25 protein-coding genes and 1 pseudogene are annotated in these 21,595 nt (G+C 32.1%); 8 read left to right on the top strand and 18 right to left on the bottom strand.

Features of this window, described 5'->3' with window-relative positions:
- Positions 1-244: 244 nt before the first annotated feature.
- The 5 genes from CN946_RS16895 to CN946_RS16875 all read right to left on the bottom strand — a co-directional run bounded on the left by CN946_RS16895 (position 245) and on the right by CN946_RS16875 (position 4,589).
- Positions 245-1,111 (bottom strand): MerR family transcriptional regulator, encoded by an 867-nt coding sequence (locus CN946_RS16895; RefSeq protein ID WP_098862219.1) that lies wholly within the window; start codon positions 1,109-1,111, stop codon positions 245-247.
- A gap of 78 nt (positions 1,112-1,189) precedes the next feature.
- Positions 1,190-2,353 (bottom strand): MFS transporter, encoded by a 1,164-nt coding sequence (locus tag CN946_RS16890; RefSeq protein WP_098862218.1) that lies wholly within the window; start codon positions 2,351-2,353, stop codon positions 1,190-1,192.
- A gap of 230 nt (positions 2,354-2,583) precedes the next feature.
- A complete protein-coding gene (locus CN946_RS16885) occupies positions 2,584-2,883 on the bottom strand; it encodes a hypothetical protein (RefSeq protein WP_098862217.1) in 300 nt (99 codons plus the stop codon).
- 145 nt (positions 2,884-3,028) lie between these two features.
- Positions 3,029-3,421: a cupredoxin domain-containing protein gene (locus CN946_RS16880; RefSeq protein WP_483295400.1), complete on the bottom strand. Its 393-nt coding sequence runs from the start codon at positions 3,419-3,421 to the stop codon at positions 3,029-3,031.
- Positions 3,422-3,539: 118 nt separating this feature from the next.
- Positions 3,540-4,589 carry an LLM class flavin-dependent oxidoreductase gene (locus tag CN946_RS16875; protein ID WP_098862215.1) on the bottom strand — a complete coding sequence of 350 codons (1,050 nt, stop codon included), beginning with the start codon at positions 4,587-4,589 and terminating at the stop codon, positions 3,540-3,542.
- A gap of 287 nt (positions 4,590-4,876) precedes the next feature.
- Here CN946_RS16875 and CN946_RS16870 point away from each other — a divergent pair, with 287 nt between their 5' ends.
- The 3 genes from CN946_RS16870 (at position 4,877) to CN946_RS16860 (ending at position 7,149) form a co-directional block, all read left to right on the top strand.
- Positions 4,877-5,860 (top strand): glutathione S-transferase family protein, encoded by a 984-nt coding sequence (locus CN946_RS16870; protein ID WP_098862214.1) that lies wholly within the window; start codon positions 4,877-4,879, stop codon positions 5,858-5,860.
- 22 nt (positions 5,861-5,882) lie between these two features.
- Complete coding sequence (locus CN946_RS16865; RefSeq protein ID WP_098862213.1) at positions 5,883-6,392, top strand: GNAT family N-acetyltransferase; 510 nt, start codon at positions 5,883-5,885, stop codon at positions 6,390-6,392.
- 232 nt (positions 6,393-6,624) lie between these two features.
- The gene (locus CN946_RS16860) at positions 6,625-7,149 is read left to right on the top strand and encodes a GNAT family N-acetyltransferase (RefSeq protein ID WP_098862212.1); all 525 of its coding nucleotides are present in this window, start codon (positions 6,625-6,627) and stop codon (positions 7,147-7,149) included.
- 170 nt (positions 7,150-7,319) lie between these two features.
- Here CN946_RS16860 and CN946_RS16855 read toward each other — a convergent pair whose 3' ends face one another.
- Complete coding sequence (locus CN946_RS16855; RefSeq protein ID WP_098862211.1) at positions 7,320-7,514, bottom strand: hypothetical protein; 195 nt, start codon at positions 7,512-7,514, stop codon at positions 7,320-7,322.
- 113 nt (positions 7,515-7,627) lie between these two features.
- Here CN946_RS16855 and CN946_RS16850 point away from each other — a divergent pair.
- Positions 7,628-8,198: pseudogene (locus CN946_RS16850) on the top strand (LysE/ArgO family amino acid transporter).
- Between the two features lie 98 nt (positions 8,199-8,296).
- On the opposite strand, the gene CN946_RS16845 reads toward CN946_RS16850, so the two are convergent.
- From CN946_RS16845 to CN946_RS16825, 7 genes are all read right to left on the bottom strand, one after another.
- Positions 8,297-8,992: a helix-turn-helix transcriptional regulator gene (locus CN946_RS16845; protein WP_098862210.1), complete on the bottom strand. Its 696-nt coding sequence runs from the start codon at positions 8,990-8,992 to the stop codon at positions 8,297-8,299.
- Between the two features lie 226 nt (positions 8,993-9,218).
- Positions 9,219-9,413 (bottom strand): protein tyrosine phosphatase, encoded by a 195-nt coding sequence (locus CN946_RS24055; RefSeq protein ID WP_353616202.1) that lies wholly within the window; start codon positions 9,411-9,413, stop codon positions 9,219-9,221.
- A gap of 7 nt (positions 9,414-9,420) precedes the next feature.
- Positions 9,421-9,522: a hypothetical protein gene (locus tag CN946_RS24120; protein ID WP_483295401.1), complete on the bottom strand. Its 102-nt coding sequence runs from the start codon at positions 9,520-9,522 to the stop codon at positions 9,421-9,423.
- 34 nt (positions 9,523-9,556) lie between these two features.
- A complete protein-coding gene (locus tag CN946_RS16835; protein ID WP_098862209.1) occupies positions 9,557-10,072 on the bottom strand; it encodes a YfiT family bacillithiol transferase in 516 nt (171 codons plus the stop codon).
- 72 nt (positions 10,073-10,144) lie between these two features.
- Positions 10,145-11,077, bottom strand: coding sequence for a manganese-dependent inorganic pyrophosphatase (locus tag CN946_RS16830; protein WP_098862208.1), 933 nt, complete (start codon positions 11,075-11,077; stop codon positions 10,145-10,147).
- A 268-nt stretch (positions 11,078-11,345) separates the two neighbouring features.
- Positions 11,346-11,507, bottom strand: a complete 162-nt coding sequence (locus tag CN946_RS23530) for a hypothetical protein (protein ID WP_176547358.1) — start codon at positions 11,505-11,507, stop codon at positions 11,346-11,348.
- Positions 11,508-11,574: 67 nt separating this feature from the next.
- The gene (locus CN946_RS16825; RefSeq protein WP_098862207.1) at positions 11,575-12,267 is read right to left on the bottom strand and encodes an SDR family oxidoreductase; all 693 of its coding nucleotides are present in this window, start codon (positions 12,265-12,267) and stop codon (positions 11,575-11,577) included.
- 107 nt (positions 12,268-12,374) lie between these two features.
- Between CN946_RS16825 and CN946_RS16820 the strand changes: the two genes are divergently transcribed.
- Positions 12,375-13,724 carry an MATE family efflux transporter gene (locus CN946_RS16820; RefSeq protein ID WP_286133965.1) on the top strand — a complete coding sequence of 450 codons (1,350 nt, stop codon included), beginning with the start codon at positions 12,375-12,377 and terminating at the stop codon, positions 13,722-13,724.
- A gap of 48 nt (positions 13,725-13,772) precedes the next feature.
- Here CN946_RS16820 and gpmA read toward each other — a convergent pair whose 3' ends face one another.
- Positions 13,773-14,564, bottom strand: coding sequence for a 2,3-diphosphoglycerate-dependent phosphoglycerate mutase (gpmA, locus tag CN946_RS16815; RefSeq protein ID WP_098862206.1), 792 nt, complete (start codon positions 14,562-14,564; stop codon positions 13,773-13,775).
- Positions 14,565-14,736: 172 nt separating this feature from the next.
- Positions 14,737-15,471: a GntR family transcriptional regulator gene (locus CN946_RS16810; protein WP_098862205.1), complete on the bottom strand. Its 735-nt coding sequence runs from the start codon at positions 15,469-15,471 to the stop codon at positions 14,737-14,739.
- Between the two features lie 388 nt (positions 15,472-15,859).
- Here CN946_RS16810 and deoD point away from each other — a divergent pair, with 388 nt between their 5' ends.
- The gene (gene deoD / locus CN946_RS16805) at positions 15,860-16,570 is read left to right on the top strand and encodes a purine-nucleoside phosphorylase (protein WP_098862204.1); all 711 of its coding nucleotides are present in this window, start codon (positions 15,860-15,862) and stop codon (positions 16,568-16,570) included.
- A 144-nt stretch (positions 16,571-16,714) separates the two neighbouring features.
- On the opposite strand, the gene CN946_RS16800 is transcribed toward deoD, so the two are convergent.
- A complete protein-coding gene (locus CN946_RS16800; protein WP_098862203.1) occupies positions 16,715-18,160 on the bottom strand; it encodes a DEAD/DEAH box helicase in 1,446 nt (481 codons plus the stop codon).
- Between the two features lie 345 nt (positions 18,161-18,505).
- The gene (locus CN946_RS16795; RefSeq protein ID WP_098862202.1) at positions 18,506-19,051 is read right to left on the bottom strand and encodes a GNAT family N-acetyltransferase; all 546 of its coding nucleotides are present in this window, start codon (positions 19,049-19,051) and stop codon (positions 18,506-18,508) included.
- A gap of 186 nt (positions 19,052-19,237) precedes the next feature.
- Between CN946_RS16795 and CN946_RS16790 the strand changes: the two genes are divergently transcribed.
- Positions 19,238-19,654 (top strand): hypothetical protein, encoded by a 417-nt coding sequence (locus tag CN946_RS16790; RefSeq protein ID WP_098862201.1) that lies wholly within the window; start codon positions 19,238-19,240, stop codon positions 19,652-19,654.
- Between the two features lie 71 nt (positions 19,655-19,725).
- On the opposite strand, the gene CN946_RS16785 is transcribed toward CN946_RS16790, so the two are convergent.
- The gene (locus tag CN946_RS16785; protein WP_098862200.1) at positions 19,726-20,295 is read right to left on the bottom strand and encodes a class I SAM-dependent methyltransferase; all 570 of its coding nucleotides are present in this window, start codon (positions 20,293-20,295) and stop codon (positions 19,726-19,728) included.
- 195 nt (positions 20,296-20,490) lie between these two features.
- Between CN946_RS16785 and CN946_RS16780 the strand changes: the two genes are divergently transcribed.
- Entirely contained in the window at positions 20,491-21,558 is a 1,068-nt protein-coding gene (locus CN946_RS16780) for a pyruvate kinase (protein ID WP_098862199.1), read from the top strand.
- Positions 21,559-21,595: the final 37 nt, after the last annotated feature.

The raw sequence follows: 21,595 nt of genomic DNA, 5'->3' as shown, positions 1-21,595 counted from the left end.
ATATTTAATTTTTCAAACAAAAATTTAAATATATTTATAAAAAATTATATTTTAATTAAATTATTAAATGTGTATATTAAATAAATTGATTTAGCGGACATAAAAATTTAATTTCTTAACAAATATCTTTATTTTTATTCAATAATTCAATATGTATATTAAATAAATTTATTCTTGGATCGTAAAAAATAAAAAAAAGACCCCTTAAGGAGTCTTTCTTAAATAATCTATGAGCTTTAAAGTATCATATTTTTTGTCTATCTATTCTCTTTTCATCATCGACTAATACTCTCATTTCAATCAAAAATTCTTCTTTTTGATTCGGTGAATAATTATTATGTATTAATGACTCATATATATCACTTTTAATCGTTATTTGATGTATGTCTATATAATTAATAAGTCTTTGTAGGTTTGTAAAATAATCATCAGATGATAAGCTTTTATAAGTAATGCATATGTATTTTCCTTCGGGGATGGTTGAAACCTCGGTACCCGGTAATAGTAGTGTAGTTTGTTTTTTTGTTAATACTGGTGTAAATAAATATTGATATGTTACTTCACTAACATGTGTATAAGACTTATATGGCACAATGGCTCCATAACCATTGTTCCTAAAACCTTCTGTAGATGCAGCAAATTTCTTCAATTTACTGTATGAAGCATTTAAAATATTTTTCGGGTCGATCCCATTTGCTTTCGTCTGAATGATTTGCATTTCTTCCTCATACGAAAAAAACACTTCACCAAATTGTGGATAGTCCTTTTGTTTTTGTAAACCCTTTTTTGCATTTGTAATGATTTTTTCAATTTCGATTAATGAATCTATTTTTTTTCTGACAATTTTTTCTTGTTCTGTTAAAAAGGAGAAAAATTCATCTCTCTTTAGCCCCTGTACTTCTTTCATCTCTTCTAATGGTGTACCGATATATTTGAGGGATTTGATTAAATCGAGAAGATGAATTTGTGAGTCTTTGTAATATCGATAATTAGTATCTGGATCGACATACGCTGGTTTAAATAAGTTGATTTTATCATAATATCGGAGTGCTTTAATCGAAATATTAACTAATTTGGATACCTCACCTATTGTATAAAGTTTTTCCTTCACTTCAATCACCTCCACCATCTTATTTTAGCAAAAAAAGCGTATTCTTTATTCGTAAAATAGAATACGCATTTCGATTAATTATGCTGTTCGATATACTGGCATTTTCCAAGCAATTGTTAAACCAACACCACTCGCTAATAAGACTGTTGCAAAATAAAATGGATAGTTTAAGTCTATATCAAATAGGATACCACCTATTATTGGTCCTATTACATTCCCGAAACTAGTAAACATTGAATTCATTCCACCAACAAAGCCTTGTTCATTACCTGCAATCTTAGATAAATAGGTTGTAACCGCTGGACGCATTAAATCAAATCCTAAAAATACAGTAACCGTCACTAGTAAAATCATAAAGTATGAGTCTACAATTGTCATCATAAACACTAGTATTGTAGAAAGGATTAAACTATATCGAATTAATCGAATTTCTCCGATCCATTTTGTTAATCGATCAAATAATGCTATTTGAGCAATCGCACCAACAATGCCACCGCCAGTAATCATGATTGCTATGTCTTTCGGTGTAAAACCAAATTTATGATTTGTGAACAATGAAAATAATGATTCAAAAGCTGACAAACCAAATTGTGAGATCAAAATAACCATAAACGATATAAAATACATCGGAGCAAAAATACGTTTAAATCCTGGTTTTTGTCCACTCTCTTCAATACTGTCTTGATTTCGTTCTGGCTCAGGAAGGACTGTAAAAGATAAAACCCCTGCAAAAATCGCCAATCCTGCTGCAGAGAAAAATGGTATGCGTGGGCCATATTCTGCTAAAAATCCTCCAACACCTGGTCCGACAATAAAGCCTGTTGAAATTGCAGCCGACATATAACCGAGTGCTTTTGCTCTTGTATCCACCGTTGTAACATCTGCGATAAATGCTGTTACAGCTGGCATTATGAATGCCGCACTTATTCCGCCTAACATACGTGAAATAAAAAGAACCTCAATCGTTTTACCCATTCCGAATAAAAACTCAGAGATACTAAAGATTAATAATCCTGTTATAATCATTTTTTTACGTCCGAACTGATCTACCCAGCGACCTGCAATTGGTGAAAAAAATAATTGTGTAATAGCAAATGCAGCTACCATATAGCCTACAATTGTACCAGATATATTTAATTCATTCATAATTGAAGGAGTGACTGGAATAACCAACCCAATTCCTAAAAAAATAATGAATAAATTCATTAATACTAAAGATAACATGATGTTTTGTTTTTTCATCTTAACTCAACTCCTTTTAAAGCTCTACAAAACATAATGTAAAGCCTCCTCCGAGGGGAGAGTCAATTGGTTTTTTTATTATTTTTGATTCTTTTTTATGAACTCGCTTTCATTTCTTTGAAATTAAAAAATGAGCCTCTTTTAGAGAAGCTCATAGTTGTTGGTACATTGAATTCATCTATTTAAAATCATTGATAATCTTTAAAATATTCATTTATCCAATGGTCATCTTATTTAGCGTGACGAGTTTTTTGATACATACCGAGAATACTCGATGTGACAAAACCAAGGATTAGAGCGAAGGTTATATGTTGGTACAGCCCAACAGTACCGTTTGCTCCCATACGATGCCAAATATCATTTGGGAGCGTTTTCCAATTATACCACAAGCATGATGTTACGATAACTGTAATAATTGGTATAGTAAGACGTTTCCCTAGCGATGAAGCAATAAACATCATCAAAGCTAGACCAAGAATCGGTGTACTACCAAAAAACCATTGAAGTATATGAAAATCGATATTCTCCATCCTCATCCCTCCTTATTCTAATTGTATGAGGAGGTTTTGCTAAAAAGTAATGAAATACCTTTATAAGTTAGAAATTAAGAGGGCATTTCTTTACTATTTAAAATTATAGACACATAAATAAAGTCAAGGCCCAATGGCCTTGACTTTATTTTACGATTACTTTACCTACCATACCTACATTAAAATGGTACTTACATGTAAGATCATATGTATTTGCTTGTTTTGGTAACACTGAAATGGTTTTTTCAGTTCTTGGTTGAACTTCAACATCAATATTGAGCATTTTCACAGTAAAAGTATGTGGTTTACTCCCTTTATTTCTCAATAATAAAGTTGTTTTTGTACCATTTGGAATCGTAATGTTTTTCGGATTAAAATAATCATCATTCAACTCTACTACAATTGTTTGTTCACGATTATTTGCATCTGAAACCCCAGATTCAGCAAAAGCTTTGAAATTACCTGGTGTTGCCATTAATACAATCGTTGCTAAAAAAACAATTAGTCCTGATAGCCAATTTTTTATTAACACTCGCATTCCCTCCTTTCCTATGCAATATTCTTTTCCAATTGATGGAATATTATCACGATTTTTTTATTTAATCGATATAAAAAAACTGTCCTCTTATAGAAAACAGCTTTTCATTTATTTCAAATTATAGATTTGCTTCCCACTTTGCGATTTCTTTTTGAACGATTGGTGCGACTTCCTTACCTAATAGTTCGATTGCTTTCATTACGTCTGCGTGTGGCATCGAACCAACTGGTACATGAAGCATAAATCTTGTAATACCTACATTTTTTCGAAGGTGGATGATTTTTTGTGCTACAGTTTCAGAATCACCAACATAAAGTGCACCTTCAAAGCTTCGTGCCGTATTGAATGCAGCTCGGTCATAAGTTCCCCAACCTCGTTCCTTTCCAAGCTTATTCATGACTTGCTGTGTTGATGGGAAAAATTTATCAGCTGCAGTCATGGTATCCTCTGCGATGAACCCATGTGAATGGGATGCAATCTGTAGTTTGTTCACATCATGACCGGCATGAGCTGCTGCTTTTTTATAAAGCTCAACAAGTGGTGCGAACTGAGTTGGACGACCACCTATAATTGCAAGTACTAGTGGAAGCCCCAATAGTCCAGCTCGAACGACTGATTCACTGTTTCCGCCACTTCCGATCCAAATAGGCAGTGGCTCCTGAACTGGTCGTGGATAAATTCCTATATTGTTAATGGCTGGTCGATATTTTCCACTCCATGTTACGAATTCAGATTTTTGCAAGGTCAGCAGTAAATCCAGTTTTTCTTCAAAAAGTTCATCATAGTCGTTTAAATTATAGCCGAATAATGGAAATGATTCGATGAATGAACCACGTCCCGCCATGATTTCCGCTCGCCCATTCGAAATACCATCAAGCGTAGCAAAATCTTGAAATACTCGGACTGGATCTGCTGAAGATAGAACAGTTACGGCACTTGTTAGCCGAATACGATTTGTTTGTGATGCAGCAGCAGCTAGTACGACTGCTGGAGATGATGCTGCAAAATCATTACGATGATGTTCCCCTACTCCAAATACATCTAATCCAACTTGATCTGCCAGAATAATCTCCTCAACCACTTCTCGTAAACGTTCTGCATGGCTTATTACATTACCTGTCTTTGCATCAGGCGTTGTTTCTACAAAAGTACTAATTCCTATTTCCATTAAACTATTCCTCCGAATTTCTATATTTAAAAAGCAAATTTTGAGTAGATTTATAAGGTTCTGCTGTAGTTATCAATTAACCTAAATATACCTCATATTCGAGATAAATTCTAACAAAGTAGTATAAAGCAATTAAATAGATAGTATTGTCATTATTAGTAAGACCAGAAAAATACATTTTCTGAATTTTAAGAGTATAATAGAGTATTAGAATTACTTCTATGTTCACCTTCAAAATTTCTAATCAAAAAAATATTATCCAAAGTAGTGAGAAAGGAAGTTTAAGTATGAATAAAACTAAACCAACTGAAGTAACAGTTGATGGTTTCTTTAGACGTCAATTAAATCGTTTTTCTACACCATTTGGAAATAAACCAGGAGAACTTCCAGTTGAAGCAGGTCGATATCGTCTCATTTGGTCAGCTGCTTGTCCATGGGCCCATCGGTCTGTTATTGTACGAAAAGTTTTAGGCTTAGAAAATGCAATCAGTTTAGGAACCGTCAGTCCAATGCGTCCAAGATTGCCTCGCGTGGATTGGGAATTTTCTTTGGATTCTGGAGGAGTTGATCCAATATTAGGCGTTCGATACATGAGTGAAATCTATCATAAATCAGATCAAAACTATTCAGGACGTCCGACAGTACCCGCAATGATCGATATTAACACTGGTAAGGTAGTCAATAATGACTATTTTAGGCTAACAAACTATTTCGAAACTGTTTGGAAGCCTTACCATAAAAAGAATGCACCAGATTTATACCCAGTTTCTATCCGACAAGAAATTGATGCGCTAAATGAAATCATATTTAATGATGTAAACAATGGTGTATACAAATGTGGTTTTGCACAATCTCAGAACGCTTATGAAGATGCATATGAAACGTTATTTAATCGATTAGATGAACTAGAGAAGCGCTTATCTAAACAACGTTTTTTATTTGGTGATAAAATTACTGATACTGATATTAGGTTATTTACAACACTTGTACGGTTCGATGCTGCTTACTTTACAGCATTTAATACGAATCGAAATTTAATACGCGAGTTTAAAAACTTATGGAGCTATGTACGAGATTTATATCAAACACCAGGATTTGGGGATACAACTGATTTTGATGCGATTAAACGACATTACCATTTATCGATAACCATTACACCCGATAAAGAAGAATCAAAAGTCTTACCAAAAGGTCCTGAACTTACGATTTGGAATTCGAAGCACAATCGCGAAGATTTAAGTAGACAAAAAGAAAAGTTCCTCATTCATTAAGGCAAAAGGAGATGCGATTTAAATGGTAAAAATAGAAATTTGTAATGCTGAAAAAGAGATGTTTCAGTCAATTCGAGAACAAAGAATTAACGCTTATTATGAATACGTCAACTTGTTACCAGATAAACATTGGAATGCTTTAAAGAAGTCCCTCTCATCGAATGTTGATGAACAAGAAGGTGTGGAAATAATTGTTGCTACGATTTTAGGAAAAAATGTCGGTAGCGTCGCTTTATTCCCAGCCAAAATAAATGCCTATGGAGGCTATATCGACGAACTTGATTATCCAGAGATCCGAATGCTTGCTGTAGAGTCAGACTGCCGCGGTCAAGGAATTGCTTCTGCACTAATTTCAGAATGTATTAATCGCACGATGGAAAAAGGATTCGATGCGATCGGATTACATACCGGTGAATTTATGAAAAATGCAATAAGTTTATATGAAAAAATCGGATTTAAAAGATTGCCAAAGTTTGACTTTGAGCCAGGGAATGATGGGATTATCGTTAGAGCATACCAGATGAAAATTTAAACCTTATTTATTACTCATTATTAAATATGAGTAAAAAGGCTATCCGAAGTTTTCCAACTTCAAACAGCCCTATTAAACTTTTCTATTTACTTAAATGAATATTTGTTATAAAACGGTTATCGTGATAAGAATCTCACCTATTTAATTTGTGTTATTTAATTAGAGATATCATCTTCACTTCAGAATACTATCTTAATATGATTCTTTTTAATATAAATTTGGAGTGTATTAATTGTCAAAAATAGATGAATCAAACATATTAATCGAGCCATGGAACGAAGCAGATCTTAGTTTACTTCTATCATCAAATACGAATAGTATGATGAAATATCTTGGAGGACTTGAAAGTTTGAAAGAAATTATGAGTCGGCACAAGCATTATCTTGAAATGAGTCGAATAGGTACAGGACAAATGTTTGTAATCATTTTGCTTCCGTATAGAACAAAAATAGGAACTGTTGGCTATTGGGATCGCATATGGGATGGTAAACTTGTTTATGAAATTGGTTGGAGCATTTTACCACAATTTCAACGAAAAGGTATAGCAACAATCGCAGTAAAAAAAACTATTAAGAAGGCCCAAAAAGAATCGAAGCATAAATATATTCACGCTTTTCCTTCCACTAATAACATTCCATCTAATAAAATATGTGAAAAATTAAATTTCAAGTTTATTCAAAAATGTAATTTTGAATATCCAATTGGTAAATTTATGGTATGTAATAATTGGCGACTAAAGGCAAATAAGAAAAAATGAAGTTAAGCCTAAAATGGCTTAACTTTTTTTAAAAACCTAATTCCTAATCCGAGATGTTAAGTCTATCTAAAAATTCTAGTTTTCTCACATTTTTTTAATATAATAAGTAGATGATTGTTTACGAAAAAAAAGCCGATTCCAATAGATATTGGCTCAGCTTTATGTATATTTTATTCAAAATAAAATAATGAATCGTGAGAAGTATTTGTCTGATAGTAATTTACTAAATCTTCTACAGAGATTCCTCTAATTTCAGCGATATCATTAAAACTCATATCATAATGATATGACAGTTCATGTAAAGATAATGCTGGATTATTCGCTAATAATTCATAATCAGGTAAATTGTCATATTGCTGTGACATACTCTTCACTTCCTTTTGCAGTTTCTTACTATCCTTTCCTAAAATTTACAAATTTAGTCAAGATTCGAAAAAAGAATTGAAATGTACATAAATATGATCAGTTAGGTGGTTCTATGATTCAAACTATTCTACACGCATCATTATTATCTTTTGGATTAATACTACCTTTAGGTGTTCAAAACGTCTTTATTTTTCAACAAGGTGCAACTCAAAAAAAGATTTATTAAAGCACTTCCTGCTGTGATAACTGCATCGATTTGCGATACTTTATTTATTACTTTATCTGTTACAGGAGTTTCAGTGCTAATTTTAACATCACCTTATTTAAAAACCGCTCTTTTTTAGTTTTGGCGTTTTGTTTTTTATATGGGCTGGCAAACATGGAAAGCTAAATCTTCAAATATATCTACGAATCAGCAGCATTTTTCAGTAAAAAAACAAATACTTTTTGCTGCATCAGTTTCACTTTTAAATCCTCATGCAATTTTGGATACTATAGGCGTAATTGGAACAAATTCACTTCAATATGACGGAATTGAAAAAATTGCTTTCTCGGTAACTTGTATTGCAGTTTCCTGGATCTGATTTTTGTCACTCGCTATAGCAGGAAGAACGGCAGGAAAACTTGATCAATCTGGTAAATTTATGTTGGTTGTTAATATAATATCAGCTATCACCATTTAGTGTATTACTATTTACCTAATTAAAGGGATAATAAAAGGATAAAAAAATGCAGGTTAAGGAGTAATCCTGATTCCTGCATTTTTATTTATTCTATATAATTAGAAAAAGTGTATTGAAGACAATGTTAAAAAAGCTTCTATTAACCTCAATAATTTCTCTTTTTCTTCATTGTTTAGCATTGAATTAGCTTTACGTATGAGGTTCATACCTTCTATCCAAACATTTTCTTCAACTGGTACATACCCAGCTAATTGAAACAACTGAATTACAGGAACACCGAGTGGTTCTGCCAACTTTCGTATAATTTCTGTTGAAGGAATACCTCTTTTACCATTTTCAATTTGTGAAATATATGAATGGGATACATTTGCTTTTTTTGCAAGGCACTTGATTGAAAGATTATTTTGTAATCGTGACTGTCTAATAAATCCTGCAAATATTTTTGAACGATGCTCAACATTTTGTTCCTTATATACCACATCAAATTTAAAATTACTATTCATTTCTTTCTTTGCAAGATTGAAAACTTCTTCTGAAATGTTTCGTAAAGGAGTTTTCAATCTTTCAGGTGCATTAATAATATAAGCATACCAAATTAATTCTTCAGCATTTCCACCTGTCACTTTTGCAATCGCTCTAGTTAATTTTTCTTCAGGTGGAGTCAATTTCGCATTTTGTAATTTGCTTAAATAGCTCTTGTCTTTTGAAAAGCCCAACTTATTTAATTCTTTGGCTATATCAGTCAAACTTAAATTTGAATTTTTTATATATTGCTTTAATAATTTGTAGTACATGCTCACACCTTTTTCTTATTTTGCTCTATTTTTATTTTTATGTGTACTACATGGACTTTGACACTGTTATGAATTGGGTTATTTTAGAAATCTTTCATATTCATGAGGAAGTACTTAGAATCTAAACGTTCATAAGGTAATTAGAACTAAACCCACTCTTTTAGCTGAGTGGGTTCCTTAAAACTTATAAAATTTTAAATTTTTTTTCGCTTCTTGCCCGTTTACCCTAAATTATTTCGGATACTCTATTTTGGAGAATTTCAATTAATTCTTCGTCCATAAATTGATAATCATCAGCTATATCTAGATTGACAATCTTTTTTTCATTGAGTAAATCACCGAATTTATCGCGAATTCTTCTTAAATGTTTTTTCTCCATTACAAAAATAATATCTGTCCAACCAATATGTCCCTCTGTCACTTTAATCCTAGCACCTGTTTTGAGTCCCTGCTGATCTTGCTTGGTAGCCATTATATAAGTGGAAAATTTTTTCTGCTGTAGGACTTCTCCATTGATTTTTGCTACAAATAAATAATAATTTAATCGTTCTTCACACCTTACTATTAATTGTTTTTCACTAAATAAATATGAGCCAAATGATGTTCGCTATGCCAAGCGTATAAAGCTAAGATGAAATCTATACTAATATTAATTTTAAGTTCAGGGTGATAACAAGTGCGATTAAACTCTTCATCTGTTAGTGATTCAAGTAAAACTACGTAACGTTCGTGAATACCTTCGATTATTTTTAAAGAACTAAGAAAATCAAAATTCGAATCACTTAACGAAATCCATGCATTTTCATCATATGCTTTGATTGTAGGATTTTCTTCAGTTAAAGCTAGTTTAACTCTCATAAGGCTATTCATATGGCTATCAGCAACATGATGAATAACTTGTTTTGGTGTCCAACCACCTTCACGATAAGGTGTGTTTAATTGTTCTTCTGTAAGCGATGTGATTGCTTCTTTATATTTAATCGGAGCATCTTTTAGTACTTTAATAAATTCTTTACGTTGTTGATGAGTGTAACTTGATGGTAAGTTAAATCTGCCAATCGGATATTTTAAATTTTCCATTTCAAATCCCCCATTTATTAGCTATTAAAAAAACAACAAAGCCTTTCAAAGACTTTGTTGTTAAATTACGAATTAAAGTGTATTAAATGTTTCAGTTAATACTGGAACGATTTGTTTTTTACGAGATACAACACCTTTTAATAAAGCAGTGTTGTTTTCTAATGTAACATTGTATGCTTTTTCAACTGCATTAGTAGCATTTCCTTTTGCAACTGCGACTGAGTCATTTGTTAAAATATCAGTTACAACGAATAAGAATAAGTCTAATCTCTTATTAGCAACGATGCCCTCAAGGACATTTTCTAATTCAGCCTGACGAGAAAGTACGTCATTTGTATCAACTGCGTTTACTTGTGCGATTTCTACTTTATAGTTACCCATTTGGAATTCTTTCGCATCAAGTGATACTAAAGACTCAATTGATTGATCAGCTAGGTTTGCACCTGCTTTTAACATGTCTAGACCATATTCCTCTGCATTTACAGCTGCGATTTCTGCAAGTTCCTTTGCAGCAGCAATATCTTGATCAGTACAAGTTGGAGATTTGAATAATAATGTATCAGAAATAATTGCTGAAAGCATTAGACCAGCAACTTCTTTCTTAATTTCGATATTATTTTCTTTATACAATTTGTTTAAAATTGTAGCAGTACATCCAACTGGCTCACAACGGTAGTATAAAGGATCGCTAGTTTCAAAATTAGCAATACGGTGATGATCGATAACCTCAAGTACACGAACTTGTTCGATATCATCAGCACTTTGTTGACGCTCATTATGATCAACTAAAATGACATTATTTGTTTCAGCTGCAACTTTTTCTACTAAACGTGGTGCTTCAGATTTAAAAGTATCAAGTGCAAATTGAGTTTCTGCACTTACGTCACCTAAACGAATTGCTTCAGCATTTTCACCTAATGCCTTTTTCAATTCTGCATATGCAATTGCAGAGCAAATTGTATCTGTATCTGGGTTCTTGTGACCAAAAACTAGTACTTTTTCCATCAATAATTCTCCTAACTATATCCTGTTTTTCATTTTTTTATGTATTTTAATGCCAGGAATTGGCTTTAATATAAAACGCTTCAATAATAATACCATATCAAAATAAAAAAAAATAGCCAAAATGGCTATTCTTTACAGTATGAGGACAAAGTCAAAAAAACATGCCAAAGAGACTAATTGAAAACGCTTAATTTTCAAGTCGCTAAGCCTATTCATCCTATTGCAATCAGGCAACAATAAAAACAAGTCTTTTCAAATTACAGTCTAATTAATCTTCAGCATTTTTATATGACATTGTTTCCGTAATCGGTTCACTTTTTGGTAACCAATCGATTGGAATATCATCTGCAGTTTTTAGATCTTCAAGTAATAATTCGTCAAAATTATTTTGATTCGAATCAATTGATTTGTTCTTTTTTGGTTTGCTCATCTTTTATACCTCACTTAGTCCTTAATGATTTGGTTTTAGTTTGTGTAAAAGACGGCTTGGTTAATACTTATTTTATGTTTTTTATAATAATTTCAGGTATGGCTATATTTTTACGTGGTTTTATATTTTCAATAATGATTTCAGCTATATCATCTGGATTCATCATTTTTGAAGTTTTATCTTCATCAAAAATACCGGCCCAAAAATCTGTATTCATTCCACCCATATATGCTGCAAATACCGAAATTGGTGTACCTGTTAATTCAACAACCAAACTTTCAGTAAAGCCTTTAACTCCGAACTTACTTGCACAATAAACTGATTCTGTTGCTTTTCCAATTAGACCTGCAGTAGATACAATATTGACGATTGTTCCACTATCTTGTTTTTTCATTTGTTTTAGAACTTCTTGTGAACAGAAAATAGTTCCCTTTAGGTTAATGTCGATCATATTATGTACTGCTTCATCATTTAATTCTTCTGCAAGATCAAAAATTCCAACTCCTGCATTATTAAATAATAAATCAACTTTCCCATATGTTTGAATGATTGTATCGAAGACTCTTTTTACATCTTCATGTTCTGAAACATCTACAGTATGTATTGAATAATTGTTAGGTAATTGTTTACCAATTTCTCTAAGTTTATTTTCAGTTCTTCCTAACAAACAAATATGAGCTCCGTTTTCAGAATACTTTTTAGCTAATGACGCTCCTAATCCACTTCCTGCGCCTGTGATGATAACAACTTGATTTCCCAATCTAAGACCAACTTTCTTTATATAATATTTATCCGAATAATTTCATTATAGCTATTAAACCAAAACATGATACAATTGTAAAAGTGTTTGTTTAGGAGGTCGATAAATTGAATACTACTAAAACGGATAAAATATCACGCTTTTTTAAACTACTACTTCCGATTTTAATCACTCAAGTGACATTATTTTCGATGTCATTTTTTGATACAATCATGTCTGGTAATAGTAGTCCAGGGGATTTAGCAGGGGTCGCGATAGGTGTTAGTATTTGGACGCCAATCAGTACAGGGTTAACTGGCATTTTAGTCGCAATTACGACAATGGTTGCCAATTTAAATGGGGCAAAACAGGATGGAAAAATAACGCCTCTTGTTACGCAGGCACTTTTTTTGGCTGGGATTATTGCAGTAGTCATTATTATTATTGGTATATTTTCAATTCATCCAATCTTAAATCATATGAATCTTGATCCGAAAGTTCATCGTGTTGCTCTTCATTTCTTATTCGCATTATCATTTGGAATTTTACCTTTATTTCTATATACAGTCATTCGTCAGTTTATTGATGGTTTAGGTAAAACAAGAACTACTATGGTCATTACAGTTATTTCAGTACCAGTTAATGTAATTTTGAACTATTTCCTTATATTCGGTAAAGCTGGTCTTCCACGTTTGGGTGGCGTAGGTTCTGGTGTAGCATCTGCAATAACGTATTGGATTATTTTTGGAATTGCTTTTTATATTATTAAAACTAAAAAACCATTTAGTACCTTCAATCTATTTAAAAAACTTCCTCCAATTTCATTTACAACTTGGAAAAGTATTTTAAAATTAGGAGTACCAATTGGACTTAGTATCTTTTTTGAAGTAAGTGTGTTCTCGGTCGTAACATTATTATTAAGTGAGTTTGATACCGAAACAATTGCTGCACATACAGTGGCAATGAATTTTGCAAGTCTACTATATATGGTTCCATTAAGTATTTCGATGGCATTAACTATTGCTGTTGGCTATGAAGTTGGGGCGAAAGAGTTTCAAAATGCAAAAGAATATAGCAAAATTGGTTTAGTAATGGCAGTTTCAATCGCTTCATTTTTTGGGATCATCATCTATTTATTCCGATATGATGTAGCTGGATGGTATACAAATGATCCATCTGTACAAATTTTGGCAGGCGGATTCTTAATCTTTGCAGTTATGTTTCAACTATTTGATGCTATTGCAGCACCAATCCAAGGTGCATTAAGAGGCTATAAAGATGTGAATGCCACGTTAATTATGATGATTTTAGCTTATTGGGTAATCGCATTACCAGTTGGGTATGCACTTTCTAATACGAATCTTGGTGCAAAAGGATATTGGGTTGGATTAATCGTCGGTTTAGGAGTGTCAGCACTAACTCTATCTTTCCGATTAGTACAACTACAAATAAAAAAACTAAAGTTATCTGAAGCATAATGAAAAGGATGGGAAGCACGATTGCTAAACCCATCCTTTTTTTGTATCTTAATCATCTTGAATTGTTATATTTGGATGATCATCTTCAAATTGGTCAAGTAATTCGCTAGGGATATGTTTTGGGATTACATCAGGTGGAAGTTCTCCATCCATACCTAAATAGTAATGTCGAATTGGCTTTAGGTCGTCATTTAATTCATAAACTAAAGGAATACTTGTTGGAATATTAAGCGAAGCAATTCCGTCAGCTGAGACTTGATCTAAATATTGCACGATCCCCCTCAACGTATTTCCATGTGCGGATATAATAACCTTTTTACCTGCTTTCAAGGCTGGTGCAATTTCTTCATCCCAATATTTTAATACTCTTTTTTCTGTATCCTTCAAATTTTCAGTAAGCGGGAATTCATCTTTTAACAAGGTTTTATAACGAGGTTCATTTATTTCGTATCTTGGATCATCCGGTTTTAGAGCAGGTGGTCTAACATTCATAGATCTTCTCCAAATATTAACCTGTTCTTCCCCATATTTTTGAGCTGTTTCAGATTTATTCAGCCCCTGAAGTGAACCGTAATGTCGTTCATTCAATCTCCATGTCTTATAAACAGGAATCCACATCATATCAATCTCATTTAAGATAATCCATAATGTACGAATTGCTCTTTTAAGTACGGATGTATAAGCGACATCAAATGTAAATCCGTTTTTCCTTAAAATGATACCAGCTTCTCTTGCCTCAGAAAGTCCGCTCTTCGTTAAATCAACATCTGTCCAACCTGTGAACCGATTTTCAACATTCCATATACTTTGCCCGTGTCTGATTAATACAAGTTTAATCATATTGCTCTCCTTTAAAATCAGTTAAATAAGATATAGTTTGCTGAAATGTTCATTATTTGATTCATATTTGATTGGGAGAGCAACTCTTATGTAATTTGAAATCTAATTAAAAACTGTCATACTTCGCCTTGTTAATATTTCTTCATCATTTTAAGAAACACTACTTTTTCCACTATTTGTTTATTCGATTTATTTTTATTGAGCTAAGTTCGATCGGGATATAAATTTTATTTTTAAGTACCATGTTCCCCATTGCGTCATATAGATTTTCAACTAGTAAAACGAATAAATTATTAGTTGAACTTAATTCATAGTTTGATGAGGGAAGGACTGATTCTGTATATTTTATTTCGATTGTTGATGAATGGATTAACTTATAAATATCTTCTTCAAGTATTTTTAGTAAACTCTGCTGATCGCCTAGGTTTATTTGATATTGGGAAGCTGTCTCACTTGGGAACATAGTATAAGCGTGGGCGACAATTTTATTTTTAGATTTGTACCACCTATTAAACCTGACCATCACTGCAGAATCTTGATTAAAAATCTTTTTAACATATTCATAATCATCTGAAAAACTAACTTCTAAATAAGCATTTATATCATCAATCGTTTCTGTACAGCATTGAAAAACTGAGTTATCAATTTTTTCTAAGCCAACACTTCTTAAATTCACATTTTGTTTTATAAAATTACCTTGTCCATGGATTGTTTCAATATAACCGTCCTCTTTCAGTAAACTCAACCCTTGTCTTAAGGTCATTCTGCTAACATTCATCAACTTAGAAAGTTCTGGTTCAGAAGGAAGCTTACTTCCAATTGGATAGACTCCCTCATTAATTAATTTAAATAATTTTTCATAAACCTCTACGTATAGAGGTAATTTTTTTTTATTTTCAACGGACATATCAACACTCCTTATCATTATTATATCGAGTTATGATTTATTCGCAAACTTGTCTGTTAGAGTGCAGGTCGTAAACACGACATTATTTTTTTAAATAACGTTCTTGAAAAAAGTATAAAATATTGAGCGATTTTAAGTTGCTATTGATTTATCTATTTTCTTGAAATATAATTTAGTTAAAGAAAAATAGACAACTGATTATACAACTATACTTCGTAGTATTACTTTATCATTATTTTGAATATGTTGTTTGTTTTATTTTGTAAACGGAAACATATTAGGAAAGAATGATAACGTTAAGAAAAATTAACATGTGAAATGTGTAAGAATACAAGTTGTATGGATTAGTTAAATAAAATTATTAGAAAAGAAATGGAGAGAAAATAATATGACAACGCCACATAATACAGCCAAATCAGGAGAAATTGCAAAAACAGTTTTAATGCCAGGGGATCCATTACGTGCAAAATATATTGCAGAAACATATCTAGAAAACATTGAGCAATTTAATACAGTACGTAATATGTTTGGCTATACAGGAACTTATAAAGGAAAACAAGTATCAGTAATGGGATCTGGTATGGGCATGCCAAGTATAGGAATTTATTCATACGAATTATATAAATTTTATGATGTAGAAAATATTATCCGAGTTGGTAGTGCAGGAGCTTATACAGATAAACTAAACATTCACGATATTGTGCTTGTAGATAGTGCTTGGAGTCAATCTACATTTGCAAAGACTCAGGCTGGTGTAGAAAGTGACATTCAGTATCCATGTGAATTACTAACAAACAAAATTGAAGATACAGCAAAGCAGATCAATACTTCTATCGTTAAAGGAAGAATACATTCTAGTGATGTCTTTTATTATGAAAGTTCAGTTCCAAATTTTGTTAATTTTTATAATGAGCATAATTGTATTTGTACAGAAATGGAAAGTTATGCACTTTTCCATAATGCGAAAGTCTTAGGAAAGAAAGCAGCTTGTTTACTGACTATTTCAGATTCTTTAGTTACACATGAAGAGATTAGTGCTGAAGCAAGACAAACTTCATTCGATAAAATGATGAAACTTGCATTAGAAGCTTGTTTGTAAAATAAATAGATTTTTTATTAAAAGTCTAAAAGTAAGTTTTAAAATAGGGCCTCTCTTATTATTGTAGAACAAAAAGTCGATTTTCATTTTTACGAAAATCGACTTTTTTCTTCTATTGTAACTTAAGCTAGTACTTATACTACCTTATTTAATTGCTTTACTCACTTTTAATTTTTTTCCTTTGATCGTCGCATTCTCCATGGCTTGTAAAACAAGTGATCCTTTTCCATTCAGAATATCAACATATGACATTTGATCATGAATACTTATAATGCCGATATCATCTGCTGTGACTCCAGGAATTTTTGCGATTGTTCCTACAAAATCAACAGCACGGATTTTCTTCTTTTTTCCGCCGCTGAAATGGAGTTTCATAATACCTTGGTTAATTCGGGCTGTTTTATTATTTCTTACTACTCGCCTGCTGTTAAGTTTTTCTTCGAAGATTGCTGTTCGACTAACCACTTCTTGTTGACTAGGAGCTTCAATTGTAGGTATCTCAAAGCCGATGTAATTTTCAATTGCTTTAACGAATTTCCCTTCAAACTGTGTCGAAAACGTAATTGCTTTACCTTTATTTCCAGCACGTCCAGTTCTTCCAGTACGGTGCACATAGCTCTCTTTTTCCATAGGAACGTCATAATTGATGACTAACGTTACATTATCAATATCAATACCTCTGGCAGCTACATCGGTTGCTACAAGATAGCGGAAGTTCCCTATTTTAAATCCTTCCATTACAGCAAACCTGTCTTCTTGTTCCAGTCCTCCATGGAGTCTTTCACAAGAATAATTAGCTTTTTCCAGTTCACTATACACAGTATCAACATTTTCTTTAGTTCGGCAAAAAATTAGGCAGCTATCTGGGTTTTCGACAACCGTGATGTCTTTAAGGAGTGAAATCTTTTCTTCCTCTTTCACTTCTATTAAAAAATGTTCAATTGTATCGGCCGTTATACCTGTTGATTCAATTTTAATATGAATCGGATCTTTCATATATTCATGGCAAAGATTTTCAACATCTTTAGGTAAGGTTGCAGAAAAAACCATCGTTACCCGGCTTAGAGGCAGCTGGTTGATAATCGCTTCTACCTCATCGATAAAACCTCTATTAAGCATCTCATCAGCTTCATCTATGATAAGATATTTTATTTGATCGATATCAAGGGTCCCTCTTTCAAGATGGTCAATAACCCTTCCAGGTGTACCAACTACTACATGTGTTTTTTGTTCCAATTCTACCTTTTGTTTAGTAAATGGTTCTTTTCCATAGACGGCCACCGCTTTTATGCGTTTAAATCTTCCAATATTCGTAATATCTTCACGGACTTGAGCTGCAAGCTCCCTTGTTGGAGTTAGAATTAAAGCCTGTGGTTTTTTTTCTTCCCATTCGATCATTTCACAAACTGGAATACTATAAGAGGCTGTTTTGCCGCTACCTGTTTGAGATTTTACGACTAAATCTTGATTTTCCATTGCCAATGGTATAACTTCACTCTGAACTTCAGTTGGAGTTTCGTATTTTAATACAGCAAGTGCTCTCTTAATTTCTTCACTTAGATGATAGTCCGCATAACTTCTTTTAGTCATTTCTTAACCTCGTTTTTGTTTTTTTCGATATATGTATAGAATTCTCCTTAAGAAAAATCATATTCATTAATTCAATATGATTCATTATACTTGAAAATTGTAAGATAAAAAGGTTTTTATTTTCATTAATAAAAGTAATAGATAGAATTGGCATGAATTTTAGGGATAATAATTTCTAGTAAACTCATAAAACACTAGATTTTTCAGAATATTCATTTTATAATATTAAAAATGTATTTTTTTAATGACCTCACTTTTAATGCTTTCTTATTTGGAAATTTTAAAATTAAATTTATCAAATGAGTGCAAAAAAGAGCCAATTAATTGACTCATTTTTATTAACATTCATTGTTTAAATCTACCCATTAAAATCGTATTATAAAATTTTCCATCAGAAAGTAACTTATCGTTTTTTAATACACCTTCAACTTCAAAGCCTAACTTTTCATAAAGTTTAATTGCTTTTTCATTTGTTTCTAAAACACTCAAATTCATTTTATGTAGATCATTAGTATCTGCCCAAGAAATTGATTGTTTTAAAAGATTTTTACCGATGCTATATCCCCAATATTCTTTTAAGACACAAACTCCAATTTCTACTTTATGGGAAAGTCTTTTTAATTGGCTACCTTCACATCTAGAAAAACCTAATATTTTATCTTGAACCTCAGCTACTAAAAATAAATTTTTTAAAGTTTCTGTATCAGAGATAATTAATTGTTCAAAGCCTTTTTGATCAATAAATGCTTCTCCTGCTTCTCGATCTAAATTTTCAGTTTCTCCGTCAATCTGTACCCTCAAACTAGATAATTGTTTCGCGTCAGTAAGTACTGCATGTCTAATAATATATTGAAGGCCATTTATTATAAATTTCTGAGGTTGTATTTTCATAAACCACTCCTTATGCTTGTATTCTTTGTTTTAATAGGAAGTTGGATTGTTTGTGTACTTCTTCTATTTGAGTGGATATTCCTCATTAACTAAATATTATTGATTCATACTAAAAGTGATCATCCCTATGTTAATATTAAAAGTTTTTAGAGCAAACTATATTAATATGAAAGAGGTGTATCAAAAGTGGAATTTAGAAGTAGTGGAAGACTTTCCAATTTTTTAGTTGCAATATTGTTTACGATTTGTATAATAACACTCATCTTTTATGTACAAAGGCATGGATTTCCTAATTCGATTAAGTCATATATGATCATGACAATGATATGCTTAATTTTTCTAGCTTATATTGGCTATACTCGTAGTATGGTTATTAGAATAACCGAACACGGTGTTACATACGAACATTGGGGCTTTAAACAAACGATTCCCGCTCATCATATTACTCGTATTAATTTACAATATCGCTATAAAGAAACACGCTCACATAGTGCTTATCTAGTAATTAACCATCCCGAAGAATCTATTTTCATCCCATCTATGATGTTTCAAGGTCAAATCGAACGAATAACGAAAGAAATCAGAGATATAATGATTTACTAATTAAATCTATTTTAAAGAACTGAAGTTCAGCTTCAGTTCTTTGCAATTAAGAAAATGATATCTTTGTTAAATTAGCGCTTTACTGCATCGACAATGATTGAAGGAAACAGGACTTTTTCCCCATGATTTCTAGGATCATATTTTTTCGAGCGGAAAATAACACCATTCTTGCCATCCCATTCATTTAAATGAAATTTTCCTTCTTCATCACAATATTCTAGCAGTTTTACTTCAAAACCCGCTGTTTCAAACATGTTAACTAGTGTTTTATAGTTATAGACAATTTTATGGCTTGCAGCCGGATGATCTTTTGGTCCTGGTCCACCAACTTTAACAATACTTTGATAAGTTTCGTCTTGAAAAAATCCATCTGGTACTGCACAACGAATATAGCCCGATGGTTTTAAATAATCATAACAAATTTTAGCAGCTTCTAAACCTTCATCATATGTAAGGTGTTCCCAAACATGTTCAGCTAAAATAGCTGTAATTGAATTTTTCTCGAATTTATTTTCCCAAGTCGACTTAACTAATAAATTAAGTTCTTCTTCCTGAGTTTGAATCCATGTTGGATTATTGTTATATTCACCTGCTCCAATTACAACTTTTAATTCATCTTGTTTAATCACTAGTAGATTCACCTCGTACTAAATTTTGTTCGATTAGTAATGTTCTACAAAAGTTACATGAATCCCTTCTATAATGTAGAGAAATGTCAAAATTTAGAAATGCAGATTATTTGAGCTATTCTTTTTTAATTAACACCTCATTATTCATTTAGATTTCTTCTACTTTATCTTGGGTATAATAATTCCAGTAAAAGGAGGCGATATCAAATGACAATCGATCGAATTTGTACGATTGGACCAGCTAGTTTTGATAAAAAAATACTGTCTGAATTGATTGAGCATGGCATGACCATCGCAAGACTAAATTTTTCACACGGAACACATGAAAGTCATCAAAATGTTATCGAACAAATAAAATCAATAAGCAAAGAAAAAGGAAAAGAAATCAAGATTTTAGGAGACCTCCAAGGTCCAAAAATTCGATTAGGAAAAATTGAAGAAGAAAAAATAATTCTTGAATCTAATCAAACCTTTACACTAGTAATTGATGAAATAACAGGTGATCGTAATCAAGCAAGTGTTGACTATAAAGGGTTAATAAATGATGTGAAACAAGGAGATCGTATTTTAATTAATGATGGTGCAGTGGAGTTATACGTTGAAACGATAGAACAAAATAAGATTGTCACTACAGTGAAAACTGGTGGCGAAATTTCTTCACATAAAGGGGTTAATTTACCTGGTGTCGTTACAAGTTTACCTGCTATTACAGATAAAGACCGAAAAGACATCGAATTCATTTTGCAAGAAGGTTTAGATTTTATTGCATGCTCATTTATTCGACGGGCATCGCATTTACAAGAAATCAGAAGTTTTATAAAATCAAAAAGTAATAAAACACCTCAATTAATAGCAAAAATTGAAACGATAGAAGCAATTAAAAATTTCCAAGAAATTAATAAAGAAACAGATGCCATTATGATTGCTCGTGGTGATTTAGGTGTTGAACTACCTTTTCAATGGATTCCTCTCTTACAAAGAGCAATGTTACATGAATGTAATTCTACAGGGACATATGTGATCACAGCAACTCAAATGCTACAATCAATGGTAGATAATTCACTTCCTACAAGAGCTGAAGTAACTGATGTATTTCAAGCTGTGATGGATGGGACGAATGCCGTCATGCTATCCGCTGAAAGTGCTGCTGGCCACCATCCAATCGAAAGCATTGAAACATTAAAACTTGTATCTCAATTTGCTGAAACCGTAAAATCGAAATCTCCGTTTGATTTTGATGATATGCTTGAATTGATTAACTCATCAATCAAATAAACTTGAATTTCAAGACAAAAACGCCCCAAAAGGGCGT

It is taken from the genome of Bacillus sp. AFS053548 (genome assembly GCF_002575105.1).
Taxonomy (GTDB): domain Bacteria; phylum Bacillota; class Bacilli; order Bacillales; family Bacillaceae_G; genus Gottfriedia.
The sequence above is the reverse complement of the archived record's forward strand: the minus strand, read 5'-3'. Positions and strand labels throughout refer to the sequence as shown.

Coding starts and splice junctions, on each gene's coding strand:
- deoD (WP_098862204.1), top strand. CDS start 15,860: ATGACAACGCCACATAATACAGCCAAATCAGGAGAAATTGCAAAAACA.
- CN946_RS16855 (WP_098862211.1), bottom strand. CDS start 7,514: ATGTCACAGCAATATGACAATTTACCTGATTATGAATTATTAGCGAAT.
- CN946_RS16830 (WP_098862208.1), bottom strand. CDS start 11,077: ATGGAAAAAGTACTAGTTTTTGGTCACAAGAACCCAGATACAGATACA.
- CN946_RS16870 (WP_098862214.1), top strand. CDS start 4,877: ATGAATAAAACTAAACCAACTGAAGTAACAGTTGATGGTTTCTTTAGA.
- CN946_RS16880 (WP_483295400.1), bottom strand. CDS start 3,421: ATGCGAGTGTTAATAAAAAATTGGCTATCAGGACTAATTGTTTTTTTA.
- CN946_RS16780 (WP_098862199.1), top strand. CDS start 20,491: ATGACAATCGATCGAATTTGTACGATTGGACCAGCTAGTTTTGATAAA.
- CN946_RS16890 (WP_098862218.1), bottom strand. CDS start 2,353: ATGAAAAAACAAAACATCATGTTATCTTTAGTATTAATGAATTTATTC.
- CN946_RS16795 (WP_098862202.1), bottom strand. CDS start 19,051: ATGAAAATACAACCTCAGAAATTTATAATAAATGGCCTTCAATATATT.
- CN946_RS16865 (WP_098862213.1), top strand. CDS start 5,883: ATGGTAAAAATAGAAATTTGTAATGCTGAAAAAGAGATGTTTCAGTCA.
- CN946_RS16810 (WP_098862205.1), bottom strand. CDS start 15,471: ATGTCCGTTGAAAATAAAAAAAAATTACCTCTATACGTAGAGGTTTAT.
- CN946_RS16875 (WP_098862215.1), bottom strand. CDS start 4,589: ATGGAAATAGGAATTAGTACTTTTGTAGAAACAACGCCTGATGCAAAG.
- CN946_RS16800 (WP_098862203.1), bottom strand. CDS start 18,160: ATGACTAAAAGAAGTTATGCGGACTATCATCTAAGTGAAGAAATTAAG.
- CN946_RS16885 (WP_098862217.1), bottom strand. CDS start 2,883: ATGGAGAATATCGATTTTCATATACTTCAATGGTTTTTTGGTAGTACA.
- CN946_RS16835 (WP_098862209.1), bottom strand. CDS start 10,072: ATGGAAAATTTAAAATATCCGATTGGCAGATTTAACTTACCATCAAGT.
- gpmA (WP_098862206.1), bottom strand. CDS start 14,564: ATGATTAAACTTGTATTAATCAGACACGGGCAAAGTATATGGAATGTT.
- CN946_RS23530 (WP_176547358.1), bottom strand. CDS start 11,507: ATGAGCAAACCAAAAAAGAACAAATCAATTGATTCGAATCAAAATAAT.
- CN946_RS16845 (WP_098862210.1), bottom strand. CDS start 8,992: ATGTACTACAAATTATTAAAGCAATATATAAAAAATTCAAATTTAAGT.